We start from the raw sequence: 20,700 nt of genomic DNA, 5'->3' as shown, positions 1-20,700 counted from the left end.
CAATACTAACTTGCTTAGGCACCCCCCTACTTACGGGCGTTTTTTTAGGTCCTTATCTATTAATACTGTAGGTTTGTCTTCAGTAATACTGTCTTAAGTAATTACAGTTGGCTCGTCACGGCCTGTAAAACCAATAATATTAGCAATCAACTCAGCGGTTTCAATCAAGTCGTAAAGCGCTTCCTGAGTATCAAGATCATGTTCCTTGATGTCTTTAACGTAACGCTCGATATACAAACGCAAGGTAGCGCCACCGGTTCCTGTTCCTGAAAGCCGGAAAATAATTCGAGAACCATCATCGAATAAGATGCGAATACCCTGATTTTTACTGACGCTGCCATCAACTGGATCGTGATACGTAAAATTGTCTGCGGTGATAACTTTACGGTTATTGAATTCACGTTCTACCAAAGAATCCATATTATTCTGCAGGTTGAGAATCAGTTTGTCAGCAGCTTCGCTAGGGATGTTTTCATAGTCATGTCTGGTGTAATAATTACGGCCGAATTCTGCCCAGTGTTGACGCACGATGTCTTCGACACTCTGACCGCGTTCAGCAAGTATATTCAACCAGCATAAAACAGCCCATAAACCATCTTTTTCTCTTACGTGGTCAGAACCTGTACCGAAGCTTTCTTCGCCACATAATGTAATTCTTCCATCATCTAATAGATTGCCGAAGAATTTCCAGCCAGTGGGTGTTTCGTAACAAGGTATCTCTAATTTTTCTGCAACACGATCAGGTGCCTGGCTGGTTGGCATCGAACGTCCAATACCTTTCAATCCACCCTTATAGGCAGGAATAAGGTGGGCATTTGCTGCAATGACTGCCAGTGAGTCGCTGGGTGTCACAAAGAAATAATCACCCATAATCATATTGCGATCGCCATCACCATCTGAGGCCGCCCCAAAGTTAGGAGAAGAGCCAGTTTCTTCGGCATCGTACATTAAATCGACTAATTGTTTAGCATGTACAAGGTTAGGATCAGGGTGACAGCCGCCAAAATTTGGCAAGCTTTCGCCACGAATAACCGTGCCTTCTTTAGCGCCTAACTGGCCTTCAAGAATTTTTTTTGCATAAGGGCCACATACTGCGTACATGCCATCAAAACACATCGTGAATTTATCTGATGTGAGTAGTTGTTTGATTTTAGGGAAGTCGAATAAACTTTCCATCAATTCCGCGTAGTCAGCGACAGAATCAACAATTTCGATTTGTAATCGATCAATCGTATATTCACCAATGATATCGAGTGGAATGCCCTTTATCCCTGCGATGTGATACTCAGTGATCTTTTTAGAGGCTTCAAAAACGGCTTCGGTAAATTCTTCGGGAGCCGGACCACCGTTGCTGATATTGTATTTAATCCCGAAATCACCATCCATACCACCAGGGTTGTGGCTGGCAGATAATATGATTCCGCCAAGTGCTTTGTGTTTTCGAATCATGTGGGATGCAGCTGGCGTAGAAAAAATACCACCTTGTCCTAGAATAACCTTGCCAACACTGTTAGCCGCGGCCATACGTAGAATAATCTGGATTGCTTCGCGGTTATAATAACGACCATCTCCTCCAACAATTAACGTTGATCCAGCGAGGTCAGGCAGGCAGTTAAAAATCGACTGAACAAAGTTTTGCAAATAGTCAGTTTGTTTAAACGTATTAACTGTTTTTCGTAAACCGGATGTGCCCGGTTTTTGATCAGTAAAAGGTTGTGTTTTTACTGGCTGAAGTTTAATTGGTTTGCTGTAGTACATGATTGTTATGTTAAAATAATTGAATGGAAGTAAAAAATAAAAATACAGACGCATTTACCCCGCGTCCGCACTCATTCATTGATTTAATGAATATGTATGAGGGTAATTATATACGTCTTCGGCTCTTCTGTGGTGATATTCGACAATTACCTGACGAAACAATTTCCAGAGTTGAGGGAAGCGTTCCAGTCAGTTTAAAGGTCCTTGAACGTTCTCGTCATACCACACTTTTAATGATTACTTATCTGTTTGAAGATGAGGACAGGCGTCCGGATTTAAAAGTGCAAATTTACCATGACTCCCGACAGGCCGACGTTGTTAGCCGTAATTGTAGAATTACAGGACGTGATATTCGTCTATGGGAAAAACAGTTTGATAATGTCTTATTATGCCGTTGGCGTTTAAATCGTTTTCTATATAAGTGGTTAGGCTACCTTGAACATCAAGGTCATTCATTTAAATCTAATAATAATATTTAACATAAAAACAGTTTTTATTTAATAATATTGAATTAATCCAGAAAATTAATTGATTAGTAGATCAAATTAATTGCGTAAATGGTCAGCGCTAATACTTGACAAAAATCCTTGGTTGTTTAAAATCCTTAGTAAATTAGTAGGGTATTAGTGCAATTCGAATGCATCTCTTGCAGTCTTTCTGACGTTAAGGTCCTACACCAACCCGGAGATCGACATGAAATTATCAACAAAAGGGCGTTATGCAGTTACCGCAATGATGGATTTGGCTATCCACGACAGGGATGGCCCTGTGACATTAGCCGACATCTCAAACTGCCAGGGAATATCACTTTCTTATTTAGAGCAACTTTTTGCCAAGCTTCGACAGACAGGTCTGGTTGAAGGTGTACGCGGCCCAGGTGGCGGATATCGTTTAGGTAAACCCGCTAACCAAATCAGTGTTGCAGATATTGTCGTCGCTGTTGATGAATCTATTGATAGCACACGTTGCAAAGGAAATCTTGATTGCAATAAAGGTGAGCGTTGTCTAACCCATCATTTATGGAATGATTTGAGCGAAAGACTCTACGAGTTTCTCGATGGAATTAGCTTGTCGGAATTTATAAAAGATCCTGAAGTGCGTAAAATTTCACGAAGAATGGATTCGACAGCAAGTCGTATTGCTAATATGTTCCCGCCTGTTTCAAAGGCAAGTTAAGCCTGTCTTAATCCATAATATACAATATACAACAATGCATCTCGATTAGTAGTCGCGATGCATTGGTCTTTATGTGGTTAACCCATTAATCCTGGTTAAATACATATTCTTTTGAGTTCTTCAAAAAACTTCTGAAATTAAACTAATCTGCTTTTATACTAAATATATGAGCAATTCGCTTAATCATAAACAGCAGCATAATCTCAAACAAACGTTAGAGTTAAAGCCTAATTCACCGTTATGGAAACGTGTTCCCACAAAAGATGAATATGGGAATTATCTGGGGGATTTCATGATTATGATTCCTAGGTTAAAAGCGGCATCCTCTGATCATCAAAAACAAACACTAGATAAACTAAACGCTGTTTTACATCGTTATCAGGAAGTGGTCGTTTTTGCGGATTTAAACCTTAAAATGAATCTACTCTGGATATCAGTTCGTCCAGTTAAAGGTGTAATACTCGATATTGTTAGCGCGATAATCGAGTCAGTGCCTGAAGCAAAGTTGATTTCAGATAGACCTCCCAGGTAATCAATCAAAAAGGTCTTTGCTGGCATATAACTGTTGTTAACTTACCTGTTTATTAACGTGCCTTTGCCTTCATCAGTGAGTAGTTCGAGCAGAACGGCATGAGGAACGCGACCATCAATGATACTTGCTGATTCTACGCCGGCTTCAACCGCATCCAGCGCACATTGAATCTTAGGCAGCATGCCGCCGCTGATTGTGCCATCGTCAGTTAATCTTGAGACATCTTGTTTGTTTAGACCCGTTAATAGCTCCCCTTGTTTATCGAGTACACCGGGAGTGTTGGTGAGTAATAATAATCTCTCTGCGTTTAAGACCGCCGCCATTTCACCCGCAACGATGTCGGCATTGATATTGTATGAAACGCCATCTTCACCAACGCCAATGGGAGCAATAACAGCAATGAATTTCTCATTATCCAGCAAAGTGACGATGCCAGGATTAATTTTATCAACGGAACCTACGAGCCCTAAATCAATGATTTCAGAAGGGTGTGATTCAGTGGCTTTGCTTTTCATTTCGAGCTTTTTAGCTAAAATTAAATTGCCATCTTTTCCCGTTAATCCAACAGCTCTTCCGCCTGCTTGATTGATATTACTAACAATCTGTTTGTTTACTAGGCCGCCTAAAACCATTTGAACGACATCCATGGTTTCACCATCTGTCACTCGCATGCCTTCAATGAATTTACTTTCTTTGCCTATTTGCTCAAGCAGTTTTCCGATTTGTGGGCCGCCACCATGAACAATAACCGGATTGATGCCCACTTGCTTTAACAGTACGATGTCTCTGGCAAAACTTTTCTTGAGATTTTCATCCGTCATTGCATTTCCGCCATACTTGATGACTACCGTCTTACCAGCGTAGCGCTGAATATAGGGTAGGGCTTCAGTTAAAATATGGGCGGTTTGATTGGCATCTTCGACAGACATAATATGAAATTCGCTTCTTGGTTAAATCATTTCTAAATACTGTTGAAATGTATCTACAGTACGGGAAGGTATTAATAGATCGGGATTATAACTAAAAAGGCAGGGGATGGTGATATTCAATCAGCGTAAATACTGTTCTAAATTGGTTTTTTATTTCAAGTAATCTTTGTTCGGTCGCGCCTTCGAAACGCAAACCAATACTGGAACTGGTATTTGAGGCGTGAATGAAAGCCCAGGCGTCCTCATATTCGACTCTTAGGCCATCAATAAGATTGAGTTCAGCACCGGGAAAAGATGCATGTTGAATAAACTTTTTAATTAGCGCATTTGATTCAGCGCAATTAGAAAATTTAAGTTTGTATTCTTCTGTAGCAAATTGATTAGGGATTTCAGCAAATACTTCAGCGCTGCTTTGTGTGGTATTTGATAGAATTTCTAGAAGTCGGGCTGCCACATAAGGAGCGTCATCAAAATCATTCCAGCGATCGCGTAGAATAATGTGCCCACTAAATTCCCCACCCATAATCGCATTTAAACGCTTCATCTCAAGTTTTATTTTTGAGTGGCCATTAGCACAAATTGCTGCTTGCCCACCGGCTTTACGAATGGCTTTGGGGAGTAAATAACTACACTTGATTTCGTAGGCTATGCGACTACCCGGAAAAGATTGAAGGATATGTTGTGCCAGCAAAATCATGATTCTATCCGGCCATAAAATATTGCCCAGATTATCTACAGCAATCATGCGATCACCATCTCCGTCAAAGGCAATACCAACATCGAGATTGTTTTCTTTAACGTGTTGAATTAAATAGGTAAGATTTTCAGGTGTCGTAGGGTCAGGCGAGTGATTGGGAAATGTTCCATCCAATTCACAAAATAGGGGGTAGACGTCACAGCCCAAATTATTAAAAAGATTCTCAGAAAATAGCGAGGTGGCGCCATTGCTTGAATCAATCCCAACTCGCAGTTTTCGCTGGATTGATATATCTTCGCTGATCGCCTGCTGGTATTGATCATTGGCTGATTCGAATGTTTTCAGCTTTCCTGGAGTGACTATTGGGTAATCGTTTTCAGTAATATCAACATACAAAGACTCAATCGCTGCAGTGGATAAGGGGTGAGAGTCGTAAACGATTTTTATACCGTTATGATCAGATGGGCTATGACTGCCAGTGATCATAATAGCATTGGTAATATCAAGTTGGTTTAAGCAAAAATAGACAACAGGTGTTGCCGTTAAACCTATATCAATAACATTGCAGCCAGAGCCTAGAAGGCCTTTGATTAATTGTTGGGCGATAGCTTCGCTGGATAGTCTGCCATCTCGGCCTATGATGATATTGGGTGAATCAAATTCTAAAAGTTGATTGCCAATTGCTTGTCCAATCAGAAAGGCGTCATGAAAATTATTTCCTGAACACCATTCTTTGCCTATTTGACCGCGAATGTCATAGGCTTTGAAAATGTCTTTATTGATTTCGTTATTTTTGACCAGAGTGTCCAAAGCCACCAGTTCCTCGTTCGCTATCGTCAAAAGACTCAACCAGATTTAGTTTTGCCTGAATCACGGGAATTATTACTAATTGCGCAATGCGGTCTCCAGATTCGATGGTGTATTCGGTGTCACCACGATTCCAGCAAGATATAAAAAGTTGACCTTGGTAATCAGAGTCAATTAGACCCACTAAGTTGCCTAATACGATGCCGTGTTTATGACCCAGACCAGAGCGCGGTAAAATGGTTGCAGCCAGCGTTGGATCTTCGATATGAATGGCTATACCGGTTGGAATTAAATGCGTATCGCCAGGTTTAACCACTAACGCTTCGTCTATACAGGCTCTTAAGTCCATTCCTGCAGAGCCCAATGTTGCGTATGAAGGTAAAGGGATTGTATCTCCGATACGATCATCAAGAATTTTATAGTCTACGATATAATTTGGTTCGTGCATTTTTGTGTTTAGCCCTTGTTTGCATGCTTTTCGACATGTTTGTAAAGCTTAGTGTCGAAAATTAAAAATTGGTTTAATAAAACTTTAACGATAGTTAAATAAGGTTAAGCATTTTCTGCAATCACATTCATGATTTTGAATGCTAATTCTGACTTGTCCATTTCAGGAATAGAAATCTGCTTGTCGTGGTCACCATCTTTTACAATAATTTCTACCTGATTGGTGTCCTTGTCGAATGCTTTGTTTGCACCGACATGATTCGCAACAATCATATCCAGTTTCTTACGTTGCATTTTTGCTTTTGCATGCTCAACTAAATGCTCGGTTTCTGCAGCAAAGCCTACACTAAATAGATTAGGGAATTGATGAGATACATCAAATAAAATGTCAGGGTTGTAAGCCAGTTTTAACGATAAATCATCTTCAGATTTTTTGATTTTCTGATCGGCTATATTGGCAGGTGAATAATCTGCCACAGCAGCGGTCGCGATAAAAATATCTGCCTTATCTGCCAGCGATAATGTTTTCGCATGCATTTCTTTTGCAGACTCGACTAAATGTCTTTCCACTCCATTTGGCGCTTCTAAAGCAACAGGACCTGATACCAGAATAACCTTTGCTCCCATGTTCTGTGCAGCGCTGGCGATGGCATAACCCATCTTTCCCGAGCTCCGGTTAGTTATGTAACGCACAGGGTCAATGGCTTCACGAGTAGGGCCAGCTGTTAATAAAACGGTTTTACCAGCAAGGGGCTTTTCCGTTAGGTCTTTTGGATCTTCTATATTTTCTAAGGAGAGCAAAACATCAGTTAGCTGTTGCGGTTCTAGCATACGACCAGCGCCAGTTTCACCACAAGCCTGTTCGCCTTCAGCCGGTCCGTGTAAAGTAATGCCGCGTGATTGTAAAGTCTGAGCATTATGTTGAGTTGCTGCATTCGCCCACATTAATCGATTCATTGCTGGCGCCAGATGAATTGGCGCATCGGTCGCCAGACAAATCGTGGAGAGCAAATCATTGGCATGACCGTGGGTAATGCGCGCCATGAAATCTGCACTGGCGGGAGCGATCATAATGAGATCAGCCCAGCGTGCGAGTTCAATATGACCCATTCCGGCTTCTGCATCGACATCTAACAAGTCAGTATGCACAGGATTGCCGCTGAGTGCTTGAAGTGTGAGTGGCGTGATGAATTCGCAGGCTGCCTTTGTCATGCACACCCTGACGTCAGCCCCATTTTTGATTAGCTGGCGCGCTAATTCAGCAGTTTTATAAGCGGCAATACCACCGCTTATCCCTATAAGTATTTGTTTATTCGTTATAAATGACATAATTACGCTAATTATACCAAATTACCTGAGAATTTTGCATGTTACATGACGAGATGAATTGAATTCATTTATTTGTCTTGATTCGTTTAATACGCAAAGTAAAAGGATACCCCCGTACTTATGGCAATAACTGATTGGGCTGTAGAAGATAGACCTCGTGAAAAATTACTGGTTAAAGGAGCTGCTGCATTAACAGATGCTGAGTTGTTAGCGATATTTTTACGTACGGGGATAAAAGGAAAAACAGCAGTCGATCTTGCTCGCGACTTGCTCGCCGAAAGTGGTGGTTTAAGTCCACTATTGAGTGCTGATGAAAAAAGTTTTTGTCAGGGGAAAGGACTAGGTCAGGCAAAGTTTGTACAAATGCAGGCAGTAGTCGAGATGAGCCGTCGTTACCTTGAAGAAAAAATTCATCGCGGCGATGCGATGAGCAATGTCAGCGATGTTAAAAAGTACTTACAGTCTCGCCTTCAGCAATATCCGTTCGAAGTTTTTGCCTGTTTGTTTCTGGACAATAAACATCGAGTCATTGAATACGAAGAGCTGTTTAGAGACACGATTGATGCAGCTAGTGTTCACCCTAGAGAAGTGATTAGACGGGTATTGCATCATAATGCTGCTGCAATTGTACTCGCGCATAATCACCCTTCAGGTGTGGCTGAACCCAGTCAAAGCGATAATCTCATTACCCAAAAACTTAAAGATGCGCTCCAGCTGATAGATGTTCGTGTGCTCGATCACTTTATTATTGGTGATGACATTGTTTCATTTGCTGAGCGTGGACTGCTTTGAAGCAATATAAATGTAGCGTCGATATAAACTAAAACCCCCTATAAGTAGGGGGGTGACCATTTTATTTTTCATCAAGCAGTGTGTTTAATCGCGAGGTGGTAAACCCTTAACCATCGTTAAAAATTCCATATTGGTACCCGCACGGCGATGTTCAGAAATTGCCTGATAATCCGCATCGGCGTACCAGTCTTTGGCAGCTTGTTCTGAGGGAAAAGTGAAAAGAATCATGCGCCCTTCGCGAGGTATAGTGCCTTCTAGCGTTTCTGCAGAATCATCATAGGTTAAAAACTCTCCGCCATATTTTTTCAGAATAGGGAAAAAACTTTTCTCATATTTTCGGTATTCATCTTTATCAGTGATATGTAAATTCACCACCATATATACAGGTACATCTGCCATCCTCAACCTCGTCTTTATTTAATTGTTTAGGAGATTCTAGTCTAAAAATCTGATTATTTTTCATGATTGTTAAAAAAGAGCCCCCGCAAAGCATAAATTCTATTTTCGTTTTCAAACAACAAAAACCTAATATCATTCAAAGGTGGGGGGTGGCTTAGCTATTTAAGATTGAACTGTCAGAATCAAAAAAATTAAAATTGTACCTTGTTGAATCGTTCTCATGCACTACACTTGCGCTCTATGAAAGAAACCAAGAAATTATTTTGGCAAGGTGCGCGGGATATCATTCCGTTACTCATAGCTGCCGCACCTTTTGGTATTGTCTATGGTGCATTGGCCCAGGCAAATGGGCTTTCTACTCTGGCAACTATTGGCATGTCGCTGTTCGTTTTCGCTGGCTCTTCACAATTTGTAGCGGCAACATTAGTCGGTGTAGGTGCAGCCTTACCTGTTATTTTACTGACAGTATTTATCGTTAATCTCAGGCACATGTTGTACTCGATTAGTATGATGCCTTTAGTGGGTGAACTACCACAAAAGTTGCGCTTAATTATGTCGTTTTGGTTAACTGATGAAGCTTATGCAACCTTGAGTAAGCGATTGCTAGATGAACCCAAAATGGCACATTTTCACCGATATTATTTAGGTGCCGCTTTTGCCATGTATTTTAATTGGCAATGCTGCACCTTGATTGGCGTGTTTCTTGGGCAACAGGTCCCAGATCTTACAAAGTGGGGTTTGGATGTTGCCATGGTGGTGGCTTTTGTGGGTATTGTTGTGCCAATTTTGCAAAACAAAGCACAGTGGGCGTGTGCGGGAACGGCGTTTATTTCTGCATTGCTGACGTTTAGCTGGCCGCATCAAACAGGCTTGTTGTTCTCATCTTTGTTGGCGATTTTAGTGGGGTTGTTTTTGTCTCGCGATGAGTATGCAAAAGTCGTGCACGATAGTGTGGAAATAGGACCTAACAAGGACAATGCGAATGAATGAATGGTTGCTAATTATTGGCATGATGGCGCTAACATTTATCCCCAGATATCTACCAATCGCCATGGCGGGAAAATTTAAAATACCACCTTTGTTGGGGCGTGCATTAGAGTTTGTTCCTATTGCCGTGCTTACCGCGATTATTTCACAAACAAGTCTGGTTCATGAGGGGGAACTGGATTTGGCTTTTACTAATCCTTATTTGTATGCCTTGGTAGCTGCTGTCATTACGGCATGGGTGACTAAGCATACGTTTAAAACAATTGTCATTGGCTTAGTGGTCTATGCGATTGCTTTTGTTTTAAATTAACCTTAAGACCTGATTATCTTACTAATAACTTCTTAGTTATTGATTTATCTGTCATAAAAGCCATTAAATCTCTGGTAAAAATAGAAAATGTTGTTCAAAGATTATAAAATAAATTTTTTACAGCATTTTATATTCCTACTATGAGTCAAGAGTGTTAAATGAAACTACGTTTCTCCCATATTGTTTTATTTATTTTTATCCAGTTTATTCATACTTCGCTTGTCTCTAGTGTTGCCTTGGAACTTACTGCTGATGACAAGTCTGTTAACAGCGCTGTTATAAAAACCGTCAAAATGATCACGCCTTCCTGGGATAGATATACCAATGAGGATGGCACTGGATTATATTTTGATCTCTTCAGGAAAATCTATGAGCCTGAAGGCATTCAACTAGAATTTATCATTGCGCCATGGAGGAGAGCTACCCATGAGGTAAAATCAGGTCACTATGATTTTATGGTGAATGCCTATTTAACACCTCAGTTGTCTGATTTTATTTATCCTAAGCAACCCATGAACATGAGCTATACACTTGCTCTTTTTGATAAAAACAAGTTTGACTGGAGCGGTCAAAAATCGATTGAAAACAAAAAAGTTATCTGGATGTATGGTTATGGTTTCCACAAATACCTTGATGTAAAAGTCGAATGGAGTGAAATTGGTACGTTAAAACAGGGTTGGGAACTGTTGAGGGCGGGCAGGGTCGATTATTTTCTGGATGACTCGCTAACGACTGATAATTATATAAAAGAAAATAACCCGGATATGAGCAATATTGGAAAAGAAGTCGCCTATACCATAGATACATACCCCAGATTCAACAATTCTAAAAGATCCAGAGAGTTAATAAAGATTTACGAAAAAAGAATGAAGACCCTTGTCGAAAGCGGAGAATTACGCGCAATTTTTAAACAATGGGATGTGAGACTGCCACCCTGGTTGCCTGAAAAAGTTTAACTGTGGCTTAGCAATTATTTCTAAGCGTTTGTATACCCATATTTAAATCCGTCTGGGTTATGAATTCGTGCGTGGAAAGAGACAATGACACGATCTTCTTCACCAGAATAAGGAAAAGGCATATGTTTGATATGCGGCGGAAAAACAACCAGTTTGCCATCTTCCGGGTATGAGTCAAAATGCGTGTCTTGTAAGTAAACATTGCCAAATTCGCCATGACCGCCTGCAGTCGCTTCCATGTTAGGACCATAAAAACGGGTAACACCGTTCGGCATTTTGCCTTTCTCTACATCCTCAGCTGATTTATCTGCATCTCCGGATTGTACATAATAGACCCCAGACCAAGCGCAGTTTCCATGAACGTGTGTTTCATGAAAAGTGTGTCCATTAGCCACTTGAAACCATAATCCCGTGATTTCGATATTAATGTCTTTAGGTTGTCCCCAATAAGGTGCATTCACTTCACTGGCTATCTCAAAAACACCGTCCATAATGAATTTAACCAGTTTTTGAATCGCGGGATTATCCTTGTAGTGTGCATAGATATCATCAGAGCTGGCATACATCTCTGACTTAACTGTTTGATGCGCGCTGCGATGTTTGCCGAACAGTTCTAGTAGCTCTTTATTTACTTTTTGGTGTTGGCCGAATTTCTTAATCAGGATAGGAGTTGGCCAGAGCAAATGAAGATTGGGATTCTTTTTTTGTGGAGCGCGTTTTTTCATGGGGTGTTTAGCCTGATTAATCTGTTTAAACGAATCGTGAGAATAATAGCTAATGGAATTTAACTCAACGCACTTGTATAAAAAAGTCAGGGTCAAGGCTAGTCAAAGTTAACCTTGAGGTTTTGTTAGTAAGGTGATGAGAATGATTCACGGTGAATATCTAACCAGTAAAAATAGGGAAAATACGCCTATAAGTAGGGGGGTGACTTTTCTTATATAAGGTATTCATAATTTCTTTTAAAAGAAGCACATTTAGTGGCTGCTAAAACTGTCTACTGTCAACACGGTATGATACGATTCGCCCCTGATATTTTACTAGATATAGTGAAAACATCTTGTGTGAAAATAGCTGGTTTGAGCGCGACTTGACTAACATTATTCTCACACAAAGATTTCACTAAAATTAATCAGATGCGGAAAACCTTTTTATGACTCGTTATATTTTCATCACCGGTGGTGTTGTTTCTTCTTTAGGAAAGGGTATTGCAGCCGCTTCTCTAGGCACTATTCTTGAAGCACGTGGTTTAAAAGTAACCATGATGAAGCTTGATCCATACATTAATGTTGATCCCGGGACCATGAGTCCATTCCAGCATGGTGAAGTTTTTGTTACCGAAGATGGAGCAGAAACGGACTTGGATTTGGGTCATTATGAACGCTTTGTAAACTTCACTGCGACTCAATTAAATAACTTCACCACAGGCCGAATTTATCGCACCGTTATTCGTAAAGAACGACAGGGAGATTATTTAGGTGCAACGGTTCAGGTTATTCCTCACATTACCGATGAAATCAAAAATTCTGTACGCGCTGGAGCAGAAGGTTACGATATTGCTATGGTTGAAGTTGGCGGAACGGTTGGTGATATAGAATCTTTACCGTTTATGGAAGCTATTCGCCAAATGGGTGTAGAAGAGGGCAGTAATGCCTTGTTTATGCACTTAACCTTAGTGCCATATTTAGCAGCAGCTGGTGAGCTAAAAACCAAGCCGACCCAACACTCGGTAAAAGAATTACGTTCGATTGGTATTCAACCAGATATCTTGATGTGCAGAAGTGAGCAGCCGATTCCAGATAATGAGCGCCGTAAAATCTCATTATTTACCAATGTAGAAGAGCGTGCGGTCATTCCAGCGATTGATATGGATAATATCTACAAGATTCCATTGTGGTTGCACTCACAAAATCTTGATCAGATAGTTGCAGAAAAACTAAAGCTCGAAAACCTTCCAGAAGCTAATCTTTCTGATTGGGAGTTGGTGGTTAATCGTATGGCTTACCCGAAAAGCGAAGTAACCATTGCGATGGTGGGTAAGTATGTTGATTTGACAGAATCTTATAAATCATTGAATGAAGCCTTAAGTCACGCAGGTATTCAGACTGAATCAAAAGTTAGAATCAAATACATCGATTCTGAGAAAATTGAGAAAGAAGGTTTAGGTGAACTTGAAAACGTCGATGCAATTTTAGTACCCGGTGGTTTTGGTTCGCGTGGTGTTGAAGGTAAAATTACCGCAATCCAGCATGCACGAGAAAATAATATCCCGTACATGGGGATTTGTCTGGGGATGCAGTTGGCTGTTATCGAATATGCGCGTCATAAAGCGGGCCTTGAAAATGCGAACAGTACCGAGTTTGATCAAAATACTCCTGACCCTGTCATTGGTTTGATTACCGAATGGAAAACCGAAGAAGGTGAAGTAGAAACGCGCGATGAAGACTCTGATATGGGTGGCACCATGCGTTTGGGTGGCCAAACGTGTTACCTAACAGAAGGCACCTTGGCGCATAAAACCTATGGGACGGATGAGATTGTAGAAAGACATCGTCATCGTTACGAATTCAATAATAACTATAGTAAAGTGCTCAGCGATAATGGGCTGGTAATTTCTGGTTATTCACATGATAAAACCTTGGTGGAGATGGTTGAATTGCCTGATCATCCCTGGTTCCTTGCATGCCAGGCGCATCCTGAATTTACCTCGCATCCACGTACTGGGCATCCATTCTTTACCGGGTTTATTTCGGCGGCAATAGAATATCGAGACTCAAAACCTAAGAAAAGCTCTACTTAATACCAGGTAAGCTAGGAAATAATATGAAATTGTGTAATTTTGACGTTGGACCAGATAAGCCTTTCTTCTTGTTGTCAGGCCCTTGCATTGTCGAATCTGAAAAACTAACTCTGGAAATTGCGGCTAGTTTAAAAGAAATGACAGACGAGCTAGGCATTCCTTATATATTCAAAGCGTCATTTGATAAAGCGAATCGCTCATCAATCAATGGCTATCGTGGTCCTGGTATGGAAGAGGGTTTACGCATCCTCGAAAAAGTAAAAACTGAGCTTGGCTTGCCTATCATTACTGATGTTCATGAAGACACGCCGCTGGATGAAGTTGCTTCAGTAGTCGATGTGTTACAAACGCCGGCACTACTATGTCGCCAAACAAACTTTATTCAAAATGTGGCAAAACAGGGATTACCTGTGAATATCAAAAAAGGTCAATTTACTGCACCTTGGGATATGAAAAATGTCGTGGATAAAGCAAAAGCGACGGGCAACGAACAGATCATGGTGTGCGAGCGTGGATACACTTTTGGTTACAATACTTTAGTGTCTGATATGCGCGGTTTAGCGACGATGCGTGAAACAGGTTGCCCAGTGGTATTTGATGCAACACATTCTGTACAACAGCCGGGTGGTAAAGGCGATAGATCTGATGGCGAACGTCAGCATGTGCCAGTGTTAGCAAGAGCTGCTATAGCAGCAGGCGTTTCCGGCGTATTTATGGAGTCACATCCAAACCCTGATGAAGCCTTAAGTGATGGCCCAAATTCATGGCCAACAGGTCGTATGCGTGAATTGCTAGAAATGCTACTCAAGATTGATCAGGCTGTTAAGTCTGCGCCGTTTTTGGAAGAAACGCTCTAAGTTAAAGTCTTGCAAAAACGAATAAGCCAAATAAGAGAATAAAAAGACACCCCCCTACTTGTGGGCACTTTTTTTCCATTAATAGAATTCGAATTTAATAATTAATTGGAGACGTCATGTCTGAGATTTCAAATATTATAGCAAGAGAGGTTATTGACTCTCGTGGTAACCCAACTGTTGAAGCGGAAGTTACGCTGGCCAATGGTGTTAAGGGAAGTGCGATCGTACCTTCTGGTGCTTCTACGGGTGCACGTGAAGCAATTGAATTACGTGATGGTGATAAGTCGAGATTCATGGGAAAAGGTGTGTTAACAGCGGTTGCTAATATCGAGGGTGAGATTGCTGATTGTATTAAAGGTATGGACGTTAACGATCAAAAAGGCATCGATAAAGCAATCATCGAACTAGACGGTACTCATAACAAATCACGCCTAGGCGCTAATGCACTTTTGGGTGCCTCTCTAGCGGTAGCGCATGCAGCAGCTAACGATAATGGGTTGCCTCTGTATCAATATCTGGGAAATGAGCTTGCTTCTGGTGAAGAAAGTAAGAATAAGTTTCAATTGCCAGTTCCAATGATGAATATCATCAATGGTGGTGAACACGCTGATAATAGCGTAGATATGCAGGAATTCATGATTGTGCCTGTGGGTGCAGATAGCATTGCAGAAGCCATTCGTTATGGAACTGAAGTTTTCCATAATTTGAAATCCGTGCTTTCAAAAAAGGGATTGAATACAGCCGTTGGTGACGAAGGTGGATTCGCACCTGACCTGTCATCAAATGAAGAAGCTATCGAGGTAATTCTTGAGGCGATTGAAAATGCTGGCTTTAGCGCAGGTAAAGACATTTATCTAGGTCTGGATTGCGCGGCTTCTGAATATTATAAAGATGGAAAATATGTTTTATCTTCAGAAGGTAAAAGCTTTGATGCAGAAGGCATGGTCGATTATCTTGAAAACTGGGTGAATCAATACCCAATTATTACCATCGAAGACGGCCTGGACGAAGCTGATTGGGATGGTTGGTCTGTACTTACTCAACGCTTGGGTAATAAAATCCAGTTAGTGGGTGATGATCTGTATGTGACTAATCCTAAAATCTTTGCTGAAGGTATTGAAAAGAATATCGCGAATTCTATTCTTATTAAATTCAATCAGATTGGTACGCTTACTGAAACACTCGAAGCTATCAAGATGGCTCATGACTCAAATTACACGGCGGTTGTTTCTCATCGTTCTGGAGAAACAGAAGATACTACAATTGCTGATCTTGCTGTTGCGACTAATGCAGGTCAAATCAAAACTGGTTCGTTGTCTCGTTCAGACAGGATCGCAAAATATAACCAATTGATTCGTATCGAACAGATGTTAGGAAATAATGGTGTATATGCAGGGAAATCTGCATTTAAATACCTTTCTTAATCGTTATATAAAGCGTTAGTTTAAGAACTAAAAATCATTAATTTACCCCGTGTTTGTTGAAAAAACCGGGGTAGATTATACTGCGTTAAAGTATTTCCCATTTTACTATTAGAAACCGATCTATGAAGGCCTTGTTAATTATCTTTTCATTGCTTCTTGTGCTGCTCTTGGCTGGCTTATGGGTTGGTCCAGGTAGTTATCCGCATCTGTGGAAGCTGGAAAACCGCAAAGTAGTTCAAGAACAATCAAATGCTGAGAAGAAAGAGCAGATTCGTAAAATCCAGGCAGAGCTAGATGATGTCGCTTCTGGGAAAGATGCATTGGAAGAACGAGCACGTAGCGAACTTGGGATGACTAAAAAGGGTGAAACTTTTTTCGAAGTAGTGCTTCAACCGGAGCCTAAGAAAAAATCTGAGAATGTTAAGGGTGAAGCAGAAGATGGCGCTGAAAAAGATTCAACTACTAAACACTCTGGAAATGACTCTTCTAGTATAGATATCAAAACAGGTAATGACTGATACAAGCCTCTCATCTGTTTGGGTCGTGATTCCTGCTGCAGGTGTAGGCTCCAGAATGGAGGCTGAGACACCAAAGCAGTACCTGAAAATTGAAGGTAAAACGATCCTCGAGCATACGCTTTCGTGTTTTATCAATCATCCTCATGTCGCAGGTATCATCGTTGCCTTGAGTTCGGATGATCCCTATTGGAATCAATTAAACATCAAATCAACAACTACGCCTATCTATACCGTTGAAGGTGGGGCAGAGCGAAGTGATTCGGTTGAACAGGCACTTGAATATCTAAGAGTGTTAGAAAAACTCGATGATGATAACTGGGTGATGGTGCACGATGCGGCTCGACCTTGTGTGTCACAGTTAGATATTGATGCTTTGCTTGAAATTCGTTCAAGTGAAAGTGTTGGCGGCATTTTGGCGACACCTGTGCGTGATACGATGAAACGAAGTTTTTCTGATCAAGCAAAAATCTCACACACAGAGTCAAGAGAAAACCTCTGGCATGCATTAACACCACAGTTATTTAAGCTTGGCCCTTTAATGAGAGCTTTAGAATTTTGTAAAAATAAATCTATTGCCGTTACCGATGAAGCATCAGCATTTGAGGCGCTTGGTGAACATCCGCAGTTGGTAAATGGCGGGCATGACAATATTAAAGTGACCTATCCTTCAGACATGCAGTATGCCGCTTTTATCCTTAGAGATAGGTGTGCATATGACTAGTAACTTAATTTAAAAGAATGTACTGCAAATAAAAAACACATAAACAGAAACATATAGATAAAAACACAATAAATTACGGGTAATGGCTGATGATGAGAATTGGTAATGGGTATGATGTGCATGCTTTTACAGAAGGCGATCACATTGTATTAGGTGGTGTAACAATAGAGCACACACGTGGGCTTTTAGCGCATTCGGATGGTGATGTTCTTATTCATGCTTTGTGTGATGCTTTACTTGGTGCACTAGCGTTGGGCGATATCGGTCAGCACTTTCCGGATAATGATTCTGATTTTAAAAATATTGATAGTCGAGTGCTACTTAAGAGTGTTTACAAATTGGTAACTTCACGATTCTATAAGCTATCAAATTGTGATTGTACGATAGTGGCACAGAGTCCAAAAATGGCGCCGAATATATTAACGATGAGACAAGTTATTGCCGAAGACCTTGGTGTATCACTTGATAGAATTAGCATCAAAGCAACGACTACTGAAGGTTTAGGTTTTGCAGGTAGAGAGGAGGGTATTGCAGTGTATGCCTCTGCTTTATTGCGAAAATTTGAAAGGGATACTAAATAGAAAAGTACGGTATGTTGCTAGCATGTAACGAGTATTATTCTGTTTCAGATTAGAAAAGGTCGTGCGGTTCTATTGTCGTAACTGATAATTAGGTTGGTTCGAAGAATCTAATAAATGGAATGCAATTAACCATTCAAGAGCATCTTCTGCATCCTTCTCAAACCAGTTTTTAGCGGAACCAAGTCTGAATGTATAGCCCCATTCATCCATATCCGACATCATTTTTAGTCTGCCCATTTCTGGTATTTCATCGGCTAACAGTATCTGTAAATAGCATACTGCATTTTCTTCATCATAATCACCTTCTGCATTCGTATCGAGGTTTTCTCGACGTTGACGATCCATGCAAATAAAATGACAAGCTTCATGAAGGGCTGAGTGCAGAGGGGTGTCGTTACGAACAAATAGTTGGTTGTTGATTAGACCGGCTTCAGAGTCTCCCCAGTAACTGCCTGGTATTTCTTCGGAAGAGCTGGTGATTTTAAGTTCTAGCTTATACTTGCTAAGGAGCTTTTGAAGTGAGCTGACTTGAATGTCAGAAATATATAAAACGTTGATAATATGCCGCTGTAACTGAAAAAGTTAATAATAAAATATCTAAACGAGGGTGGGAAAATTAATTACTGTTCAATCGAACTGTTTTCTAGCTCTAGCTGATTAATGCTTAATTTATTTCCGTCTTTTAAAAGGGTAATTGTAGCGATACCTTCTCTGGTTAGCCATCGCTCTTCACCTTTTAGGTGGTAACGAGAAAGAAACTTTCCTTTGCCTTGGACTTCACCAGAAGTATTTTTCCAGTCAAAATCAAATAGCACCATTTTTCTTTCACTGGTGATTTCAAAAAGCGTTTCTAATTTATCAGTGAGTTGCTGATCTGTTTGATTCTTTATTTCAGGTGTATTGGCAAGTATTGGTTTGATGATATCAACGCGACCATCTTCATAGGCACTTTCGAGCTTTCGAAGCATAGACTGCAGATTGCTGTCAGAAACTTCAATTGCCGTGTTAATCGCTGCTTTTCTAATTGGATTAGTTTGCCCGATAGATTCTGGATCTTGAATTGGGTTTTCTATATTAGTGGTGATAAGTTCCGGGTTTGCAGGATCATAAAAATGTCCTATCATTGCCACTAAAGTGAAGATGGTGATGGCTGAAAGTACGGCCATTGCACTTCTTGTATTGGAAATTTGCATCTCTGTTTTCTGAGTTGCATTATAAAAACTTTTAGGTGGTTTTCGGTATTCAGATACGGTGATTAATTCTTCTTGATCGCTACGCTTTTGTTTTAAGTTTGTGTAGGCATTGGTAACTAGCGTTGAAAAGTGTGTAGCTTTAGGGTCTGAATTTACATCGGGGTGAAAAATTTTCATTAAAAGTTGGTAGTGCAGCTTTAATGTTTCTTCTGATTGGTTGCGATTGGTAAATGTAGAATTGACTAATTTCGTTCCCAGTATTTTCTCATCACTGTTGCCATCTATTACCATCGCTTTTTCTACAAAGTTAAGCAGGGCATGATGAAGTTCGCCACTTTCTAGGTTATGTACGTTCGCAAATTCTTCTAATTGTTTTTTTGAGGTACATAAGCGGAGTAGCTCAGTAGTGCCTTCTGGTAGTTCGGAATCGGGAAAACAAAGCCATGCCATTTCTTCAGGGTATTTGTCCAGACGTAAAGCCTGATGTATGGCAAGATTTTTCATAGCAGTGATATCCTATCAAATTTGCTTATAAATGACTATTCGAAATCTATTTGATTTCAAAAGTTATGGTTTAATATCAGTGCGCTTGTTGGGGTAAAATGTTCATATTAATCTTATAAAATTAGGCATTTATTGTAACTAAAATGTAATTATATTTTTTTGATTTATGTCTGGTATATGAAAATTGGTTTATCATTTTTTTTTATTTATTCAGTGTTAACTTTTCTTTTGGATTTAGGCTTTCTATTAGTTTCTGCCCTTATAGCAAAAGCTCTACCAATAGGTCCCGACTTATCCTGACCAATTGCTGTTTCAAGTTCGTCTATTCTTTGATTTAATTCATCAATATGTAAGGTGCTCGAACGCATACTCTTTTTTTTAGCTGCAACAGCTTTAGCTTTGAGTCTGGGATCACCAGCAACAACCAGGTTGGTCACCATTGGTATATTTGGGGTTATTTTCATTATAAATCGATAAATCGAAAGTCATAGCTTATGGTATCCAAGAGTATATCCGCGATCTCGATAGAAGGAATATCGTTTGCGACCGGCGGTTATTATTTCATCCTCAGTGTCCAATATTTCAGCAACTTTAGTAAACCTTGAGAAAAATGAAGGACGTTCTATCGACATATTTATTAGATAGTCACAGTTTTCAATAGGCTCAAAATTGTGAGAAATACTTATTTTGTCTGGTTTGCTATTTTTCTTATCAGCATCTGTAGAGCTGTCTTCGGTAGAAATAATTGAATGAGGAATGAAGCTTGTAGCCTCATTCCTCCATAAAAAATCATCTACTTTCTTACTCAGTGATTCAGAGCCTGTATGAATATGAACACAAAGATTTCTACTCATCGCCAGATTAATTAAACGATATGCAACAGCAAGTCTATGTTCTAGTCCTTGTTCTTTGCTGACGTAGAAGTTTATTTCGGTCATGTATTTTCGAGGCTATGTTTTTGTTTCAAATGAATCACTTTAAAT

General features: G+C 40.2%; 24 protein-coding genes. 13 read left to right on the top strand and 11 right to left on the bottom strand.

The annotated features are described in order from the left end of the window. Nucleotides 1-93 precede the first annotated feature (93 nt). Nucleotides 94-1,758 (bottom strand): alpha-D-glucose phosphate-specific phosphoglucomutase, encoded by a 1,665-nt coding sequence (locus tag EV695_RS13375; RefSeq protein ID WP_243651608.1) that lies wholly within the window; start codon nucleotides 1,756-1,758, stop codon nucleotides 94-96. A 23-nt stretch (nucleotides 1,759-1,781) separates the two neighbouring features. Here EV695_RS13375 and EV695_RS13370 point away from each other — a divergent pair, with 23 nt between their 5' ends. From EV695_RS13370 to EV695_RS13360, 3 genes are all read left to right on the top strand, one after another. After that, nucleotides 1,782-2,237, top strand: coding sequence for a DUF1249 domain-containing protein (locus EV695_RS13370; protein WP_131906488.1), 456 nt, complete (start codon nucleotides 1,782-1,784; stop codon nucleotides 2,235-2,237). A 214-nt stretch (nucleotides 2,238-2,451) separates the two neighbouring features. Continuing rightward, on the top strand, nucleotides 2,452-2,934 hold the full coding sequence (locus EV695_RS13365; RefSeq protein WP_131906487.1) for an Rrf2 family transcriptional regulator: 483 nt from the start codon (nucleotides 2,452-2,454) through the stop codon (nucleotides 2,932-2,934). Between the two features lie 166 nt (nucleotides 2,935-3,100). Continuing rightward, nucleotides 3,101-3,466 (top strand): hypothetical protein, encoded by a 366-nt coding sequence (locus tag EV695_RS13360; RefSeq protein ID WP_131906486.1) that lies wholly within the window; start codon nucleotides 3,101-3,103, stop codon nucleotides 3,464-3,466. Nucleotides 3,467-3,507: 41 nt separating this feature from the next. Here the strand turns inward: EV695_RS13360 and argB are convergent, their stop codons facing one another. The 4 genes from argB to coaBC form a co-directional block, all read right to left on the bottom strand. After that, nucleotides 3,508-4,395 (bottom strand): acetylglutamate kinase, encoded by an 888-nt coding sequence (argB, locus tag EV695_RS13355; protein ID WP_131906485.1) that lies wholly within the window; start codon nucleotides 4,393-4,395, stop codon nucleotides 3,508-3,510. A gap of 91 nt (nucleotides 4,396-4,486) precedes the next feature. Beyond that, entirely contained in the window at nucleotides 4,487-5,908 is a 1,422-nt protein-coding gene (locus tag EV695_RS13350; RefSeq protein WP_131906484.1) for a phosphomannomutase/phosphoglucomutase, read from the bottom strand. After that, entirely contained in the window at nucleotides 5,880-6,347 is a 468-nt protein-coding gene (gene dut, locus EV695_RS13345) for a dUTP diphosphatase (RefSeq protein WP_131906483.1), read from the bottom strand. Before dut ends, EV695_RS13350 begins: the two co-directional genes overlap by 29 nt. A 104-nt stretch (nucleotides 6,348-6,451) precedes the next feature. Then, a complete protein-coding gene (gene coaBC / locus EV695_RS13340) occupies nucleotides 6,452-7,675 on the bottom strand; it encodes a bifunctional phosphopantothenoylcysteine decarboxylase/phosphopantothenate--cysteine ligase CoaBC (protein ID WP_131906482.1) in 1,224 nt (407 codons plus the stop codon). A gap of 120 nt (nucleotides 7,676-7,795) precedes the next feature. Here coaBC and radC point away from each other — a divergent pair, with 120 nt between their 5' ends. Further along, nucleotides 7,796-8,467 (top strand): RadC family protein, encoded by a 672-nt coding sequence (radC, locus tag EV695_RS13335; RefSeq protein WP_131906481.1) that lies wholly within the window; start codon nucleotides 7,796-7,798, stop codon nucleotides 8,465-8,467. Nucleotides 8,468-8,551: 84 nt separating this feature from the next. Here the strand turns inward: radC and EV695_RS13330 are convergent, their stop codons facing one another. Beyond that, nucleotides 8,552-8,866 carry a DUF1330 domain-containing protein gene (locus tag EV695_RS13330; protein ID WP_131906480.1) on the bottom strand — a complete coding sequence of 105 codons (315 nt, stop codon included), beginning with the start codon at nucleotides 8,864-8,866 and terminating at the stop codon, nucleotides 8,552-8,554. A gap of 240 nt (nucleotides 8,867-9,106) precedes the next feature. Between EV695_RS13330 and EV695_RS13325 the strand changes: the two genes are divergently transcribed. The 3 genes from EV695_RS13325 (at nucleotide 9,107) to EV695_RS13315 (ending at nucleotide 11,119) form a co-directional block, all read left to right on the top strand. Continuing rightward, the gene (locus EV695_RS13325; RefSeq protein WP_131906479.1) at nucleotides 9,107-9,856 is read left to right on the top strand and encodes an AzlC family ABC transporter permease; all 750 of its coding nucleotides are present in this window, start codon (nucleotides 9,107-9,109) and stop codon (nucleotides 9,854-9,856) included. Continuing rightward, nucleotides 9,849-10,163: an AzlD domain-containing protein gene (locus tag EV695_RS13320; RefSeq protein WP_131906478.1), complete on the top strand. Its 315-nt coding sequence runs from the start codon at nucleotides 9,849-9,851 to the stop codon at nucleotides 10,161-10,163. Before EV695_RS13325 ends, EV695_RS13320 begins: the two co-directional genes overlap by 8 nt. Before the next feature lie 158 nt (nucleotides 10,164-10,321). Further along, entirely contained in the window at nucleotides 10,322-11,119 is a 798-nt protein-coding gene (locus tag EV695_RS13315) for a substrate-binding periplasmic protein (protein ID WP_131906477.1), read from the top strand. 20 nt (nucleotides 11,120-11,139) lie between these two features. Here the strand turns inward: EV695_RS13315 and EV695_RS13310 are convergent, their stop codons facing one another. Further along, nucleotides 11,140-11,844 (bottom strand): putative 2OG-Fe(II) oxygenase, encoded by a 705-nt coding sequence (locus EV695_RS13310; protein WP_131906476.1) that lies wholly within the window; start codon nucleotides 11,842-11,844, stop codon nucleotides 11,140-11,142. 428 nt (nucleotides 11,845-12,272) lie between these two features. Between EV695_RS13310 and EV695_RS13305 the strand changes: the two genes are divergently transcribed. From EV695_RS13305 to ispF, 6 genes are all read left to right on the top strand, one after another. Then, nucleotides 12,273-13,919, top strand: coding sequence for a CTP synthase (locus EV695_RS13305; protein ID WP_131906475.1), 1,647 nt, complete (start codon nucleotides 12,273-12,275; stop codon nucleotides 13,917-13,919). A gap of 23 nt (nucleotides 13,920-13,942) precedes the next feature. Continuing rightward, the gene (kdsA, locus tag EV695_RS13300; protein ID WP_131906474.1) at nucleotides 13,943-14,776 is read left to right on the top strand and encodes a 3-deoxy-8-phosphooctulonate synthase; all 834 of its coding nucleotides are present in this window, start codon (nucleotides 13,943-13,945) and stop codon (nucleotides 14,774-14,776) included. Between the two features lie 116 nt (nucleotides 14,777-14,892). Next, a complete protein-coding gene (gene eno / locus EV695_RS13295; RefSeq protein WP_131906473.1) occupies nucleotides 14,893-16,200 on the top strand; it encodes a phosphopyruvate hydratase in 1,308 nt (435 codons plus the stop codon). A 122-nt stretch (nucleotides 16,201-16,322) separates the two neighbouring features. Beyond that, nucleotides 16,323-16,718, top strand: a complete 396-nt coding sequence (locus EV695_RS13290) for an FtsB family cell division protein (RefSeq protein WP_131906472.1) — start codon at nucleotides 16,323-16,325, stop codon at nucleotides 16,716-16,718. Next, the gene (gene ispD / locus EV695_RS13285) at nucleotides 16,711-17,439 is read left to right on the top strand and encodes a 2-C-methyl-D-erythritol 4-phosphate cytidylyltransferase (RefSeq protein ID WP_131906471.1); all 729 of its coding nucleotides are present in this window, start codon (nucleotides 16,711-16,713) and stop codon (nucleotides 17,437-17,439) included. Before EV695_RS13290 ends, ispD begins: the two co-directional genes overlap by 8 nt. 86 nt (nucleotides 17,440-17,525) lie before the next feature. Beyond that, nucleotides 17,526-18,020 carry a 2-C-methyl-D-erythritol 2,4-cyclodiphosphate synthase gene (ispF, locus tag EV695_RS13280; RefSeq protein WP_279388060.1) on the top strand — a complete coding sequence of 165 codons (495 nt, stop codon included), beginning with the start codon at nucleotides 17,526-17,528 and terminating at the stop codon, nucleotides 18,018-18,020. 69 nt (nucleotides 18,021-18,089) lie between these two features. Here the strand turns inward: ispF and EV695_RS20535 are convergent, their stop codons facing one another. The 4 genes from EV695_RS20535 to EV695_RS13260 form a co-directional block, all read right to left on the bottom strand. After that, nucleotides 18,090-18,365, bottom strand: coding sequence for a hypothetical protein (locus tag EV695_RS20535; RefSeq protein WP_341539032.1), 276 nt, complete (start codon nucleotides 18,363-18,365; stop codon nucleotides 18,090-18,092). Nucleotides 18,366-18,640: 275 nt separating this feature from the next. Then, the gene (locus EV695_RS13270; protein WP_131906468.1) at nucleotides 18,641-19,717 is read right to left on the bottom strand and encodes a J domain-containing protein; all 1,077 of its coding nucleotides are present in this window, start codon (nucleotides 19,715-19,717) and stop codon (nucleotides 18,641-18,643) included. 206 nt (nucleotides 19,718-19,923) lie between these two features. After that, nucleotides 19,924-20,181, bottom strand: a complete 258-nt coding sequence (locus tag EV695_RS13265) for a hypothetical protein (RefSeq protein ID WP_131906467.1) — start codon at nucleotides 20,179-20,181, stop codon at nucleotides 19,924-19,926. A 21-nt stretch (nucleotides 20,182-20,202) separates the two neighbouring features. After that, nucleotides 20,203-20,655 carry a DNA polymerase III subunit chi gene (locus EV695_RS13260; protein WP_131906466.1) on the bottom strand — a complete coding sequence of 151 codons (453 nt, stop codon included), beginning with the start codon at nucleotides 20,653-20,655 and terminating at the stop codon, nucleotides 20,203-20,205. Nucleotides 20,656-20,700: the final 45 nt, after the last annotated feature.

Origin of the sequence: Cocleimonas flava (assembly GCF_004339015.1) — a bacterium.
Lineage (GTDB): Bacteria > Pseudomonadota > Gammaproteobacteria > Thiotrichales > Thiotrichaceae > Cocleimonas > Cocleimonas flava.
The sequence above is the reverse complement of the archived record's forward strand: the minus strand, read 5'-3'. Positions and strand labels throughout refer to the sequence as shown.